General features: G+C 63.5%; 9 protein-coding genes. 6 read left to right on the top strand and 3 right to left on the bottom strand.

Annotated elements, in window-relative coordinates; translation table 11 throughout:
- Nucleotides 1-209: 209 nt before the first annotated feature.
- Complete coding sequence (locus KIH77_RS07590; RefSeq protein WP_219100615.1) at nucleotides 210-1,439, bottom strand: alcohol dehydrogenase catalytic domain-containing protein; 1,230 nt, start codon at nucleotides 1,437-1,439, stop codon at nucleotides 210-212.
- Between the two features lie 414 nt (nucleotides 1,440-1,853).
- Here KIH77_RS07590 and KIH77_RS07595 point away from each other — a divergent pair, with 414 nt between their 5' ends.
- Nucleotides 1,854-2,762: an alpha/beta fold hydrolase gene (locus KIH77_RS07595; RefSeq protein ID WP_219100617.1), complete on the top strand. Its 909-nt coding sequence runs from the start codon at nucleotides 1,854-1,856 to the stop codon at nucleotides 2,760-2,762.
- Between the two features lie 50 nt (nucleotides 2,763-2,812).
- Here KIH77_RS07595 and KIH77_RS07600 read toward each other — a convergent pair whose 3' ends face one another.
- Entirely contained in the window at nucleotides 2,813-4,285 is a 1,473-nt protein-coding gene (locus tag KIH77_RS07600) for an amino acid permease (protein ID WP_219100619.1), read from the bottom strand.
- A 1,011-nt stretch (nucleotides 4,286-5,296) separates the two neighbouring features.
- Here KIH77_RS07600 and KIH77_RS07605 point away from each other — a divergent pair.
- The 4 genes from KIH77_RS07605 to KIH77_RS07620 all read left to right on the top strand — a co-directional run bounded on the left by KIH77_RS07605 (nucleotide 5,297) and on the right by KIH77_RS07620 (nucleotide 11,268).
- Nucleotides 5,297-5,758: a MarR family winged helix-turn-helix transcriptional regulator gene (locus KIH77_RS07605; protein WP_219100621.1), complete on the top strand. Its 462-nt coding sequence runs from the start codon at nucleotides 5,297-5,299 to the stop codon at nucleotides 5,756-5,758.
- Between the two features lie 277 nt (nucleotides 5,759-6,035).
- Nucleotides 6,036-7,835 (top strand): ABC transporter ATP-binding protein, encoded by a 1,800-nt coding sequence (locus KIH77_RS07610; RefSeq protein WP_219100624.1) that lies wholly within the window; start codon nucleotides 6,036-6,038, stop codon nucleotides 7,833-7,835.
- Between the two features lie 355 nt (nucleotides 7,836-8,190).
- On the top strand, nucleotides 8,191-10,020 hold the full coding sequence (locus KIH77_RS07615; protein ID WP_372445380.1) for an ABC transporter ATP-binding protein: 1,830 nt from the start codon (nucleotides 8,191-8,193) through the stop codon (nucleotides 10,018-10,020).
- 231 nt (nucleotides 10,021-10,251) lie between these two features.
- Nucleotides 10,252-11,268, top strand: coding sequence for an aldo/keto reductase (locus KIH77_RS07620; RefSeq protein WP_219100704.1), 1,017 nt, complete (start codon nucleotides 10,252-10,254; stop codon nucleotides 11,266-11,268).
- 302 nt (nucleotides 11,269-11,570) lie between these two features.
- On the opposite strand, the gene KIH77_RS07625 is transcribed toward KIH77_RS07620, so the two are convergent.
- Nucleotides 11,571-14,183, bottom strand: coding sequence for a pectinesterase family protein (locus KIH77_RS07625; protein WP_219100628.1), 2,613 nt, complete (start codon nucleotides 14,181-14,183; stop codon nucleotides 11,571-11,573).
- Between the two features lie 593 nt (nucleotides 14,184-14,776).
- Between KIH77_RS07625 and KIH77_RS07630 the strand changes: the two genes are divergently transcribed.
- Nucleotides 14,777-15,154, top strand: coding sequence for a hypothetical protein (locus KIH77_RS07630; RefSeq protein ID WP_219100630.1), 378 nt, complete (start codon nucleotides 14,777-14,779; stop codon nucleotides 15,152-15,154).
- The last annotated feature ends 41 nt before the right edge of the window (nucleotides 15,155-15,195 follow it).

A 15,195-nucleotide genomic window follows, 5' to 3' on the forward strand; every position in this document is an offset into this window, starting at 1 on the left:
TGGGCGACGTGCCTCCACCCTGTCATCCTGAGCGAGCGGAGCGAGTCGAAGGATCTTGGTGCTGATGCGGCGCAGGATCCTTCGACTCCGGCCTATGGCCTCCGCTCAGGATGACAGGGAAGGGACGGCTCCGCTCAGGATGACAAACGGTTTTGCGTGATCAGGCATGGGGCATGCCCGGTCCCCCTTAATCCGCGCTCGCAGCGCCTCTACGGCAGCAGCACGGCGGCACCGGTGAACGCTCCCGCCTTCAGGTCCTTCAACGCCTGCTGCGCCTGATCGAGCGGATACGGATGCTCATCGACCTTGATGTGATGCGCGGCCGCGAACGCCAGGAACTCCCGCCCGTCCTGCCGCGTGTTCGACTCCACGGAACGGATCTCCTTCTCGTGGAACAGATGCTTCTCATAGTTCAACGTCGGCACATCGCTCATATGGATGCCCGCCAGCGACAGCACACCGCCCGGACGCAGCGCCTCCAACGCCGGCAACACGATCGCCCCCACCGGTGCGAAGATGATGGCCGCGTCCAAAGGCTCGGGCGGCATCTCATACGCGTCGTCGGCGAACGCGCATCCGAGCTTCAACGCCAACCGCTGCGCGTTCTTGCCGCGCGTGAGCACGTGCACGCGCATCCCCAGCGCCAACGCCACCTGCGCGGTGATATGCGCCGATCCGCCGAACCCGTACAATCCCAGCACCGGCTTGTGCCCCAGCCGTTCCGCGATCGCATCGCGTGCGGCCTCAAGGTTGAGCCCGTCGAACGAGATTCCATCCAACAGACCTGTACGCTTCAACGCGCGGAATCCGATGATGCCGGCGCACAGCAGCGGCGCCACCGTCTCCAGCGAATACGGAGTGCCATCGTCGCCATCGCCCTTGCCCTTGCCCTTGCCTTCCCCGCCGCCCAGCAGCGGCTCCAGCGAATACAGATACTCGATCGGCGCCACCATATACTGCGCGTATCCGCCGTTCGCATCCCATCCGTTGTACAGCGAATGCTGGCAGAGGTTCTCCTTGCCGCTGTGGCAGAACTCGCATTCGTTGCACGTGTGCCGCAGCCATGCCGCGCCCACGCGCTCGCCCACCCGCGCCTCGAACCGGTTGCCGAACACGTCGATGCCGGCGTCCGGCCCCACCGCCACGATTTCGCCGACGACCTCATGACCGGGCGTCACATGCTCGCGATGCACCGGCAGGTCGCCTTCGGAGACGTGCAGGTCGGTCCGGCACACGCCGCACGCGAGCACGCGGATTAGCGCGTCACCGGGTCCGGGCTGTGGCACAGGCTTCTCCACCCATTCGAGCGGATCGTCGTCGATGTTCCCCGGCTGGTCGCGCACCTGCCATGCGTGCATGGTCTCGGGAATGATGGAACCGTTGGAATCATTGGGTTTTTCGGGATTGGTGGTGTTATCGTTTGCTGTGTTGTCGTTCATTGCGTCACTGCCAATGCCGTCGTGTAAAACACTCATACAACCTCATGGTAGACGCCGTTGGTTGCGAATGTGTGGAGCCTGATGCCGACTTTCATCCGGTTTTTGGCGAGTTGTGGGTGTTCGTATGACGATATCCGCGCCGTCTTTGGTAGCGTGAAAAACGCGAATCGTTGATTTTCCAATGTTTTGTGCATTCCCGAAATCAACGAATTCCGGGCCTACGCACAATCAAACACCCACGACTCGGGTTTTTCATATATTCGCGGCCGCGAATCGCATGATTCGACGGTTACGATGGGCATGAACATGCCTCCCGGCCTTGACGCCCCGAAAAACCGGTCTGACCATCCATTTATTTCGGGCCACCCGATTGCCCCGGCCATGGAGAACGCGAAAGAAATCGCGGAGGTGAAGATGAACGCATCGTCTGACTACCGGTTTCCCCGGGTTCCGCAGTTCGGCCCGTTCGATACGCCGGATTGCCTCCGCACATTCGGCATCGACTGCTCGGTGGGGCGTTTGACCGCCGTCGGTACGCATAATCTCGACGCCGCCGAGCGCGTGGCGGTGTTCATTCCCGGATTCACCGGCTCGAAGGAGGATTTCATCCCGTTTTTCCCACAGTTGTGGAAAGAGCTGGGGATTCGCGAAGGCGCGCGCCGCACCACGGCCATCATGGCCTACAGTCAGCGCGGCCAGGCCGATTCCGCCGCCCCGGACCGCCGTGACGCGTACGCGCTCAGCGATTTCGTCGCCGACGGCTGCGAAGTGTTGGAACGACTGGGGGCCCGCGAGCGCCCGGTCGATTTGGTCGGCCATAGTTTCGGCGGCGTGGTCGCGCGTCGCATCGCTGTGCGCCGCCCCGACCTTCTGCGTTCGCTGACCGTGTTCGATTCCGGCGCCCGCCCGGTGAACAGCACGCCGTTGTTTGAGGTCGCGCCCATGCTGCTGCGGCTGTTCGGCTCGATGCTGCTGTATTACGCGTACCGTCCCATCCGCGACGAGCCGCAGCCGGACCGGTACGCCGAACTGTTCCGCCAGTGCATGCATGCCACGTCGAAATACCATCTGGCGTCGGTCGCCGGCTTCATGACGAAATACGCTGATGTGACCGGGAAATTGCGGACGCTGCGCCGACGCGGATTGCCCATCAACATCATGTATGGCGAGGACGACGACGTCTGGCCGAACTCCGTGTACGAACACGAGGCGGCGATGCTGGGCGTCGAACCGGTCGTCTTCGCCGACGCCGCGCATATCCCGACGATTGACCAGCCCGAACGGTTCGCCGCCGCGCTCGCCGACTTCTGGCACCGGTCATAGCGGATGATCGGCACCGGAAATCGGCGTAGACGGCGACCGGCCCGCGAGGCCTACTTCTTCGCCTGGGTGAGCTGGTAGGCCACGAAGAGCACGGCCAGCCAGATCACGCCGGCGATCACGGCCACGCGGTAGCTGGGGGAGAAGAGCATGAGCACCACCACGAGCGCGAGGAACGCGAGCACGATCCACGGCGTCACCTTGGCGGCGGGCAGCTTGAAGTGGATGGCGTCGATTGCCTTCTGCCCGGAGAGTCCGGCCAGCGCGGAGTCGGACGGCGACTTGCCGGCGGCGGCCACGCGACGGAACTTCATCTCGGTGATCATGATCATCGTCCAGTTGATGATACCGGCGATGGTGGCGATGGACATGAGGTAGTTGAACGCGAACTCGGGCCACAGGAACACGACGACCACGGCGATGGCGGTGATCACCGCGGAGGTGAGCACGCCGGCCACGGGCACGCCGTGCTTGTTGAGCCTGCCGAGATAGGCGGGCGCGTTGCCCTGCTTGGCCAGCGAATAGAGCATGCGCGAGTTGGCGTAGAGGCCGGAGTTGTAGACGCTCATCACGGCGGTGAGGCACACGAAGTTGAGGATGCCGGCGGCCGCGTGCACGCCCACGGAGTCGAAGATCTGCACGAACGGGCTGGACTTGCCGTCGATGGTGTTCCACGGGACGACGGCCATGATCACGCCGAGCGCGCCGATGTAGAACACGAGGATTCGCCAGATGATGTCGTTGGTGGCGCGCGGGATCGTGCGCCGCGGGTCCTCGGTCTCGCCGGCGGTGATGCCGATGAGTTCGGTGCCGCCGAAGCTGAACATCACCACGACGAGCGCCATGAGCAGGCCGGTCCACGAGCCGTCGCCGGCGTGGCTCATCAGTCCGTTGGGGAAGAAGCCGCCGCCCACGGTGAACCAGTTGGCGAAGCTTGCGCGTATGCCGGAGTCGGTCGGCAGGTTGAAGATGATGACGGCGAGGCCGCCGAGGATCATGGCGATGACGGCCACGATCTTGATGATGGCGAACCAGAATTCGAACTCGCCGAACTGGCTGACGCCGAGCAGGTTGGCCGCGGCGATGACGGCGAGGAACACGGCCGCCGAAACCCAGGTGGGGATGGCCGGGAACCAGTAGTTGACGAACGTGCCGACGACGGAAAGCTCCACCATGGAGACGAGGATGTAGTTGAACCAGTAGTTCCAGCCGCTGACGAAGCCGGCCCGCTTGGACCAGTACTGGGTGGCATAGTAGCTGAACGCGCCGGCCTTCGGATCCTCCACGGACATTTCGGACAGCGCGCGCACGATCATGAAGATCGCAAGGCCGCCGATGAGATAAGCCAGCAGAATCGCCGGGCCGGCCAGGGCGATGGATTCGGACGAGCCGTAGAACAGGCCCGTGCCGATGGCGCCGCCGAGCGCGATGAGCTGGATGTGGCGGTTCTTCAGTGATTTACGCAGTGACGCGGGCACCGGCACATCGTCGGTCTCGCGGGGTTTGGTCGATGGATTCTCAGCCATGACGTCCCTTCCTTCTCTGTTGTGCGGCCGCGGCTGTTTCCCGTGAAACATTGCGCATCGGGGCGTTTTCACGTGAAACATCGTTTGCGTGAAACATCCGTGGTCGTTGTTTTGCCGTGTACCGAGGGTAGCCGCACCGTATGTCAGCGGTTGGTTTTCGTCCATTGGGCGGGAAGATCCCTCGACTCCGTCGCTGCGCGACTCCGCTCGGGATGACATGGCCGAAGGTTGCGCGACTCCGCTCGGGATGACAGTGAGGGGAAGTCTCCGCTCGGGATGACAGAGGGGGCGGCTGTCCAGGGGGGGCGACAGTGGTGCCGGTACCCGGCTCCCGCTGGCGGGGGCCAAGTCGTGTCATCCTGAGCGAGCGGAGCGAGTCGAAGGATCTTGAGGCGGTGGAAGATCCTTCGACTCCGGACTCCGTCCTTCGCTCAGGATGACAGTAAAGGGAGGTCTTTGCTCAGGATGACAGGGGCTGAGACGTGCCATCTCATGAGCTCCCCTCAAGGTTGAGGGGAGCTGGCCGCCGGAGGCGGTCTGAGGGGAGCTGGCGGTGTGGCTGAGTGGGTGTCGAACCACCCCCAGTCTCGGCTGCGCCGAACCAGCCCCCGCCAGCGGGGGCCAAGGGCCTTGCGGCGCCTACGGACAGTCCGTGGGACTGCTCGTCCGGCGGGGGCAAGCCTTGCCGCCCTGGCGAGCGCTCGCCCCTGTCATCCTGAGCGAGCGAAGCGAGTCGAAGGATCTTTTTCGCTGTCTCACTCGCCCCACACCCAAACATTTGACACTATGAAATATTGGTGGTAGAAAATATTGCGGGACGGCGATGGGCCATCGCATCGGACGGCTCGCATCGGACGAACCGTCACATCGGACGGGCCATCTCGTCGGATACGTCGCGTCCGTTCGTGAACGTACGTGTCGCGGGCGGTCTGCCGCATTCGCGATGCATTCGATGTATCCGATGCCGTGCCCGAGTCGTAGTCAGTGCCATGTTCGGCGGAAAGGAGTGCCATGGGATTCGCGGAGGATGCCGTCGACGAGATGTTCGCCATGGCGATGCACAGTCGGGGCGAGGCGTTCGACAGGGTGAACCGCGGCGTGAAGGGCGAGCATCCGGCGCTGCACATGCTGGCCATGTCGAGCGTGCCATTGACCCCGGGCAGGATGTCCGAGGCGCTGGGCGTCAGCCCCGGTCGTGTTTCGGCTATTCTCGACCGGCTGGAGAAGAAGGGCCTGGTCGTACGCGAGACCGACCCGTCCAACCGTCGCAACGTGTTGGTGAGCATCACCGTCGAGGGCCGCGAGCGCGAGCGGATGCTGTTCCATGAGATTCGCGAGAAGTTCGTCCATGTGTTCAACCGCATGGGGGAGGAGCATACCCGCCAGTTCATCGACCGTTGCAAGGAGTTCGGCACCTATATGCGGGACGAGGGCTTTCCGGCACCGCCGGCCGGCCCGCCGTGCAAGATGTGACGGTCTGACGGCATGTGCGTTGGCGGGCCGCGTGATGACACAGTGTGATGACACAGTGTGATGACACGGCGTGATGGCCGCGTAACATGCTGTCTCCGCCGACCGCTGTCTCCGCCGACCGTTGGCTCTGCCGTCGTGTTGTTATGCCTTATATTGAACACCATAAATTATGAATAGATGAAACGGTAAGTACTGAAAAATACTTTTGACGACAACTTATATAAGCTCCTGACGCAAGCGCTGACGGAGACCAAGATATGCAAGGGAAAACCATAACATGATTCGGATATGCAAATACCTTTCCAAAGCCGAATGGGGGCAGCTGTTCGTCGGTCTGCTGCTCATCGTGGCGCAGATCTGGTTCAATCTGGAACTGCCCGACTACATGGCCGATATCACGCGCCTGGTCGAGACGCCCGGCAGCGAGATGCATGACGTATGGGTCGCCGGCGGCAAGATGCTCGCCGTGTCACTCGGCGCCGTCATCTGCATGGCGTTGACCGGCCTGATCACCGCCCGCGTGGGCGCGTCGTTCAGCCGCCGGCTGCGCTCGCTGGAATTCGAACGCGTCGAATCGTTCGGTCCGGCCGAGATGAACCGTTTCTCCACGGCCAGCCTCATCACGCGTTCGACCAACGACATCACGCAGATCCAGATGTTCGTGACCATGGGACTCATGCTGCTCGTGCAGTCGCCGATCATGGCCGTATGGGCCGTGTGCAAGATCGCCGGCAAGGGATTCGACTGGACCATCGCCACCGGCGTGGCCGTTGTGATCCTGCTCGTCGCCGTCGCCGTGCTCATGGCGATGGTCATGCCGAAGTTCAAGGCCATGCAGGCGCTGACCGACAACATCAACCGTGTTTCACGTGAAAACCTCACCGGTCTGCGCGTGGTGCGCGCCTACAACGCCGAACGCTACCAGGAGGCCAAGTTCGACAAGGCGAACGACGAACTCACCGGCACCCAGCTGTTCACCAACCGTGCGATGAGCGTGATGATGCCGCTCATGAACACCGTGATGAACGGCCTCATGCTCGCCGTCTACTGGATCGGCGCCTACCTCATCGACGCCGCCGGCATGATGGACAAGCTCACCCTGTTCTCCAACATGGTCGTGTTCTCCAGCTACTCGGTGCAGGTGATTATGAGCTTCCTCATGATGAGCATGGTGTTCGTGCTCTGGCCGCGCGCCGACGTCTCCGCCAAGCGCATCCTCGAAGTGCTCGACACCGAGCCGACCGTCACCGACGGCGAGCGCACCGACGGCGCGAAGGACGCCGCCGGCCGCGAGCTGCGCGGCGAGGTCGAATTCCGCAACGTGGGCTTCACCTACCCCGATTCGCGCGAGCCGATGCTCGAACACGTGAGCTTCAAGGCCGAACCCGGCCAGACCGTCGCGTTCATCGGATCCACCGGCTCCGGCAAATCCACGCTGGTGAACCTCGTGCCACGGTTCTACGACGTCACCGAGGGCCAGGTGCTCGTCGACGGCGTGGACGTGCGCGACTACACGCTCACCGCCCTGCGCGACAAGATAGGCTACGTGCCGCAGCGTTCCGTCATGTTCAAGGGAACCGTGGCCGGCAACGTGGCCTATGGCGACAAGACCGGCATTGGCAACGCCGGCGCCAACGGCAACACCGCCAGCGCCGAATCCGTGCGGGCCGCCATCGACGTGGCCCGGGCCGGCGAATTCGTCGACAAGATGCCCCGCGGCATCGACTCCGACATCGCCCAAGGCGGCTCGAACGTCTCCGGCGGGCAGAAGCAGCGCCTGTCCATCGCCCGCGCCGTATGGCGTCATCCGGAGATCCTCGTGTTCGACGACTCGTTCTCCGCACTCGACTTCCGCACCGACCGCGAGGTGCGTGAGGCGCTCGCCAAGGAATGCGCCGACTCCACGAAGCTGATCGTGGCCCAGCGCATCGGCACCATCATGCACGCCGACCGCATCGTCGTACTCGACGACGGTCACGTGGTCGGACAGGGCACCCACCGCGAACTGCTCGACAACTGCGAGGTCTACCGCGAGATCGCCGAATCCCAGCTCAGCGAGTCGGAGCTCGCCGCGTAGACAAAACGTGGGGACGGGGCTGCGTGCGCCTTTGCCATCCCGGGCGAAGGCCCGTGGCCGGAGCCGAAGGATTCGGTGTGGCGGAACGAGATCCTTCGACTCGCTGCGCTCGCTCAGGATGACAGTGTGTACGCCGGTTCGTCTCGCTCAGGATGACACGACTCGGCCCCCGCTGGCGGGGGCTGGCTCGGCGCAGCCGAGACTGGGGATGGTCCGACACCCACTCAGCAGCACACCAACCACCCTCAGTCAGCTACGCTGACAGCTCCCGCCAGCGGGAGCGGGGGTGACGCGAAAAACACCCCCACCCTCCCCACATCATCAAATGAAAGGACTTTGAATCATGCCAGGACCAATGGGACCGCGTCGTGCGGCCGAAAAACCCCAGGACTTCGGCAAGATCATGGGCAAGCTCGTCCGTTTCTGCAAACGGTACCTGCCCGCCATGGTCGTCGCGCTGATTCTCGGCGCCGCCGGAACCGTCTGCCAGATCATCGGACCGGACAAACTCAAGGACGTCACCAACGAAATCACCAAGGGCCTGCCCGCCATGGTCAACGGACGCCCGGTCATGAACGCCATCGACCTCGACGCCGTCACACGGATCTGCGTCACGCTCGTGGCACTGTACGTCGGCTACGCGCTGCTCACCTACGTGCAAAGCTGGATCATGGCCACCGTCACCCAGCGCACCGCCCAGCGTCTGCGCGACGAAATCTCGAAGAAGATCAACCGTCTGCCGCTCAAATACTTCGACAAGACCAGCTACGGCGACGTGCTCAGCCGCATCACCAACGACGTCGACGCCATCGGCCAGACGCTCGGCCAATCGCTTGGCTCGCTCATCACGTCGGTCACGTTGTTCGTCGGCTCGCTCGTCATGATGTTCTACAACAACGTGACCATGACGTTGACCGCCATCGGCGTCAGCGTCATCGGCCTCATCATCATGATGATCATCATGAAGGCGTCGCAGAAATACTTCACGCTGCAGCAGCTCGCCCTCGGCGAGGTCAACGGCCATGTGGAGGAGATGTACGCCGGCCACACCATCGTCAAGGCGTACTCCGGCGAGGCCGACTCCATCGCGCAGTTCGAGAAATACAACGACCGGCTGTATGTCTCCGGCTGGAAGTCGCAGTTCCTTTCCGGACTCATGATGCCGATCATGCAGTTCATCGGCAATCTCGGATACGTGGCCGTCTGCGTCGTCGGCGCGGCGCTCGCCATGAACGGCACCATCGAATTCGGCGTGATCGTGGCGTTCATGATGTACATCCGCCTCTACACGCAGCCGCTCAGCCAGTTCGCCCAGGCGTTCCAGAACCTCCAGCGCTGCGCCGCCGCCTCCGAACGCGTGTTCGGCTTCCTCGAGGAGCCGGAGATGACGGACGAAAGCGCGCTCGAAGGCCGACACATCACCGATGAGGCCGGCGACGACAACGGACTGCGCGGCGACGTCGAATTCGACCATGTACGGTTCGGCTACGAGCCGGGCAAGCCCGTCATCCACGACTTCAGCGCCAAGGTCAAGGCCGGGCAGAAGGTCGCCATCGTCGGCCCCACCGGCGCCGGCAAAACCACCATGGTCAACCTGCTCATGCGGTTCTACGATCTCGACGGCGGCGACATCCGTATCGACGGCGTATCGACGGCGTCGGTGCCACGTGCCGAAGTCCATAACCAGTTCGCCATGGTGCTGCAGGACACGTGGACGTTCGAAGGCACGATTCGCGAGAACATCGTCTACTCCAAGCGGGGCGTGACCGACGAACAGGTGCGCGAGGCCTGCCGCGCCGTGGGCCTTGACCGGTTCATCCGCTCCCTGCCTGACGGCTACGACACGGTGTTGAACGACAACACGAGCCTGTCCGCTGGCCAGAAGCAGCTGCTCACCATCGCCCGCGCCATGATTCAGGACGCGCCGATCCTCATCCTCGACGAGGCCACGTCGTCCGTCGACACACGCACCGAGGAGCTGATTCAGAAGGCCATGGACCAGCTGACCGTGGGACGTACGTCGTTCGTCATCGCGCACCGTTTGTCGACCATCAAGAACGCCGACATGATTTTGGTGATGAAGGACGGCGACATCATCGAACGCGGCACGCACGACGAACTGCTCGCCGACGGCGGTTTCTACGCCGACCTGTACAACAGCCAGTTCGCCACGCTGGCCGCATAGTGGTGCCTGTGCCGTCCTAGGTGGCTGCTTCCCTTTATGTCATCCTGAGCGAGCGCAGCGAGTCGAAGGATCTCGGCGCTGTGATGCGGTGGGGGATCCTTCGGCTCCGTCGCTTCGCGACTCCGCTCAGGATGACAGTGGTGTGTAGGCGACTCCGCTCAGGATGACAGTGGGATGGGCGCGCGACTCCGCTCAGGATGGCTCGTCTCCATCCACGCCCGCGCATCGCCTATGCTGGGGCGTAGATGCACGACGAAAGGAGCCGCAATGGCACGACTGGCAGGATACGAGACGCCGAGACTCGGCATGGGCACCATGGCGCTCGCCATCGAGGGCCGGCCGTCCAACCGCAACGTCGCCATCGACACCATCCACGCCGCGCTCGACGTCGGCGTACGCTACCTCGACACCGCATGGTCGTATTATCTGCCCAGCAGACCCGGCACCGGCGAGCCCGAGGACCTCGGCTACGGCGAAAAACTCGTGTACGAGGCGCTCGCCACATGGGACGGCCCGCGCGACGACGTGCTCGTCGCCACGAAAACCGGCTGGCTGCGCACCCTCTCCGCCGCTCCCGCCACTTCCAACGCAGACTCTGCCGCCGCGCCCAAATCCGCCATCGCCGACCGAACCGGCGCCGTCTCCGGCAACAACTTCGGCGAATACGGCTGGCAGGCCGACGCCCGCCCCGAAACCATCATCCATCAGGCCAAGGAATCGGCCCGTCGACTCCACGTCGACTCGCTGAGCCTGCTGTACTCGCATTGCAACGACCCGCAACTGCCGTACGAGGACCAGATGGGCGCGTTCCGGCGGCTTGTCGACGAGGGCGTGGTCCGTCACGTCGGCATCTCGCGCGTCGACGCCCACGACATCGACATCGCCCGGAGCATCCTCGGTGAGAGTCTCATCGCCGTGCAGAACCAGTTCTCGCCGTCCTATCCCGACCCCGACCATACGTTGGAATACTGCGCGGAATTGGGGTTGGCATTCGTCTGCTGGTCGCCGCTCGGCGGATTCCTCGACGCCGTCGACCAGCGTAAGTACGACCCGTTCCGCAAGGTCGCCGCGACGCGCGGCTGTTCGTACCAGCGCGTCACGCTCGCATGGGAACTGGCGCAATACGACCACCTGTTCACCATCCCCAGCGCCCGGAATCCGCATGAAATCAGCGATTCGTTCGCGGCGACCGACCTCGTGCTGACGTCCGACGAACTTACCTATCTCAACGCGGCGGTCGGTCGGTAACACGACGCTGCCATGCTGCCATGCAACCGATAGGAACCGTGGAACCTCCCCGGTTCCCGTTCGTCGTGTGTGGAGCAACCGACAGGAACCGCGTCACTGTTCCGGTTCCCGTTCGTCGTGTGTGAGGCAACCGATAGGAACGGTACCGTTTCCCCGGTTCCCATTCGTCGTATATACAACAACCGGCAGGAACCGTACCGTGTTTTCGGTTCCTGCCGGTTGCGATGGTTGCGTAAATCGGGAATCGATCAGCCGATTGGGCTAATCAACCGACCGATTGATTCCCGATACGACCACTCGATTCAGCGGCTGAGCATACGGCGATACACCATCACGGCTCCCGCGGCCGCGATCATCAGCATCGTTCCCGCGACGGCGATGACGTCGACGCCGGTCCTGGCCAACGCGTTGCCGTTGCCCTGCTGGCCGTTGCCGGCGTTCGAGCCCGTCGAGACCGTCGCAGAGCCACTGCCATTCGCGCCGTTGCCGCCGTTGCCCGTTGTCGGCGTCGTCGGGATCGCCATGCCCTGACCCACGTATCCGAACGCCGGGTTCCAGTCGCCGAGCCCGTCGCCGATGTGCATCGCGGCGAGCAGTTCCGTGCGCTTCGCCGCCAGCTGGTCGGCGGCCAGCGTCTCGCCGTGGCCGATGAGGAAGTCGGTGCGCTTCGTGTTGTCGCCGCCGAGCTTGGAATCGTAGTCGTAGGTGGGGGCGGCCACGCCGTTCTCGTCGACCGAATTGTATTCGGCGAACCGCACGGCCGGATGGTAGGTCACGTCCACGTTCTTGCCGTCGAGCTTGCGGCTCCACGTGCTCCAACGCGTGACGGCCTTCGTGCCCGAGACCTTCGCGCCCACGTTCGACGCCACCGTGGATTCCAGCAGCGTCGTGGCCGAGGCCGCGCCCATTGGATACACGCCCTGGCCGTCGGCGCCCTCCTGCTTCGAGAAGTCATATCCGGTGATGACGCCGGCCGCGTTCTTGACCTGCTTCACCTCGGTCTGCCAGGGGCGTCCGAGCGTGACCTTGGCGTTGGCGGCGTCGGCGGTGAAGCGGCACTTGTCGAATACGAGGCCGGTGTGGGCCTTGTTGGTGTTCGGCGCGGTGAAGTAGCCGTTGTCCTTGCCGGCGAAGTGCGCCATGTGCAGCTGCGTATCGTGGATGTAGGCATCGGCGGAGCCGAACACGAAATCGACCGTGCCTTCGATGTACGAGTTCGCCACGTTCACGCGGCCGTTGCCGTTGAACCAGACGGTGTCCTGACGTCCGATGAGGCGGCAGTTGACGAGGTTGATTTTGTCGGCCGCCGTGTACAGCGCCACGGCCGGGGTCTGCGAGCCGGCCTCGGGGTGCACGGAGATGTTGAAATCATTGCGGAACGTGATGCCGTATGCCGTGAATCCGTCCGCGCCCGACTGCACGCTCACGGTGCCCGACGTGTTGGTGCCGGCCGCGCGCGAGGCGTCGTACTTCGGGTTCGCCTGCGGGGTGACCGTGCCCATGGCCGCGTAATACGCCTCGTGGATGACGACCGGATGCGTCGCCGTCTTGTCGCCGTTCTCGAACACCACGCCGGGCTTGGCCACGGTGATCTTCTCGCGGTAGTCGCCGGGGGCGATCTGCAGGACGAGGCGGTCGGTCAGCGAGGAATCGTTGGCGTTGAGGGCCTGCTGGATGCTCTGGTAGCGGTACTGCCTGCCGTGGCCCACGGTGACGGTCCGGTTCGTCGTGGCCGGCTCGTTCGAACCGTAGTCCACGCTGATCGACGTCAGATAGAAGCTGCCCGTCAGCGTGGGGTCGGTGCTGTTGACGGCGAGCGCCACGTAGCGCGCCTCCGTGGCGTCGACGACCTTGGCCGTTCCCGCGGCGATGTCGTCGCCGTCGAGCGTGAGCTTCACGCCGTTGGCGCCGCTGGACTGCACGGTGACCGTCGCGCCCTTGGAGTCGGCGGCGATGGGCAGATACAGCACGGTGCCGGAGTTCACCTGCGTGTCGCTGGCCCTGAGGAGGAACTTGCCCGAGAGCGCGTCGATCTTGATGTCGTCAAAGCTGCCCTTGGCGCCTTGGATGGCCGGGTTCGCCGCGTCGACGGGCTTGCCGGCGGCGTCCTTGAGCAGCGCGGCCTTCGAGGTGTTGAACGTGTAGGTGCGGTCCACGGCCTTCACGTCCGGGGTGCCGTAGCCGCTGTCGGAGCTGTAGTCCACGGTGATGGCGGTGGCGTATGCGGCGGCGGTGAATCGCACCGTCACGTACTTCGGGAAGTCGGTCTGCTTGCCGGCGATGGCGACGGACTGGTTGGTCGTCGCGTCCTTGCCGTCCACGGTGATCGCGGCGTTGCCGCCGGCGGAGGCGATTTTCAGCGAGACACCCTTGGCGTCGTAGGCCACGGGGATGTACAGTACGGTGCCCGCGTTGATTTGCACGTCCTTGTTCGTCGTGCGCATGGCGAACTTGCCGGTGGTCGCGTCGATCTTGATGGCGCCGAACGAGCCCTTGGCGGCTTCAAGCTTGGCGACGCCGGTCGCGTCTGCCGCAATCGGATTGCCGGAGGCGTCCTTCAGACCGTCGGCGGCATCGAACGTCGTCGTGACGTCCTTCGCTTCCGTGGTGCCCGGCGTTCCCGGGAAGTCGGCGGTGTCGCCGGTGTTCGGCGCGTCGGATGCTCCCGCGCCGTTGGTGTCGGCGTTGCCGTTGCCGGCGGTCGTGGCGCCGTTGTTCGTATTACCGGTATTGTCGTTGGATTCCGGCTTGGCGTTGGTGCCGGCGTTATCGGACGATGCCGCGGCCGGCGCTTTGGCGGTGGCGCCGCTGGTGGCCGCGGGCGTCGCGGCTGCGGTGTTGTTCGGCGTTGCCGCCGCGTTGGCGGGCATGGCGAATGCCGTCATCATGATGGCGGCCGCGCATACTCCGGTCATTATGGTCAATGGATTTTTTCTCATTTTTGTATGCTTCGCAATCGTTGATGGGAATCGTTTTTCCGATGGTCCGATGGAGAAATGAATGATGCGATTGTTCAAACCCCAACAAATCCAACCCTCGGATTCCAACGTAGAACGTCTGGTTCGCCTTCATTGGTGGGAAACGGAATAGAGGGTCCGTGATGAAATGTTCAGGGGTATATCGAGGGTATGATTATGTGGTATGTGGTTGTGAATCATGATGTTCGCTTGTCGCAAAAAACCACACGTGAATAATGCCCTCCTTGGGGCATGTGCGCTGTCGGCGTGCGGGTTGCCGCGGTTCCGGGCTGATGGGGTTTGCCGTACCGGCGCGGTGCCTCCTCGTTCTTAGATTGCTCTAAGAATTCGTAGAGATTCGGTGATGGCAATCGTTTGAAGGGGGAGTAGGGGGCTTCTTGGCCATAGGGCATACGATACCCTGAAATCAGGCATGGCAACTGCCGGCCGGCCTTGATGATGTATGCCAGTGGGGTTTTCGGCATAGGTCGTTGGGGGTTGACGATCGTCCGTGGCAGCGATGATGCGGGCGACCATATGAAGGGAATATCATGCGTACGAAGTCCATCACCAACCGTCGAATCATGCCGTTGCTCGCCGTTCTCGCGGCGGTGCTGATGGTGCTCGGATTGTCCGCGTGCGGCAACATCGGAGGGGGAGGCGGTGACGCGCCGTCCAATTCGCCGAGCCAGTCGAGCAACACCGGCACGACGGACGACGATAATGACGACGCCGACGACCAGAACGACGATGGCAACGATGACGACGGCAACGACGACGCCGACGATGGCAACGATGGCAACGATGACAGCGACGACGACAAGAATGACGACGCCGGCGACAAGGACGATAGCGACGACAACGACGATAATGACGACAAGGACGACGGCAACGATGATGCCGACGACAGGGACGACAACGACGACTGATCGGTTGCGACGGTGAACGCCAAGGCCGCCCCGACCGGGCT

This window comes from Bifidobacterium pluvialisilvae, assembly GCF_019331695.1.
GTDB lineage: Bacteria > Actinomycetota > Actinomycetes > Actinomycetales > Bifidobacteriaceae > Galliscardovia > Galliscardovia pluvialisilvae.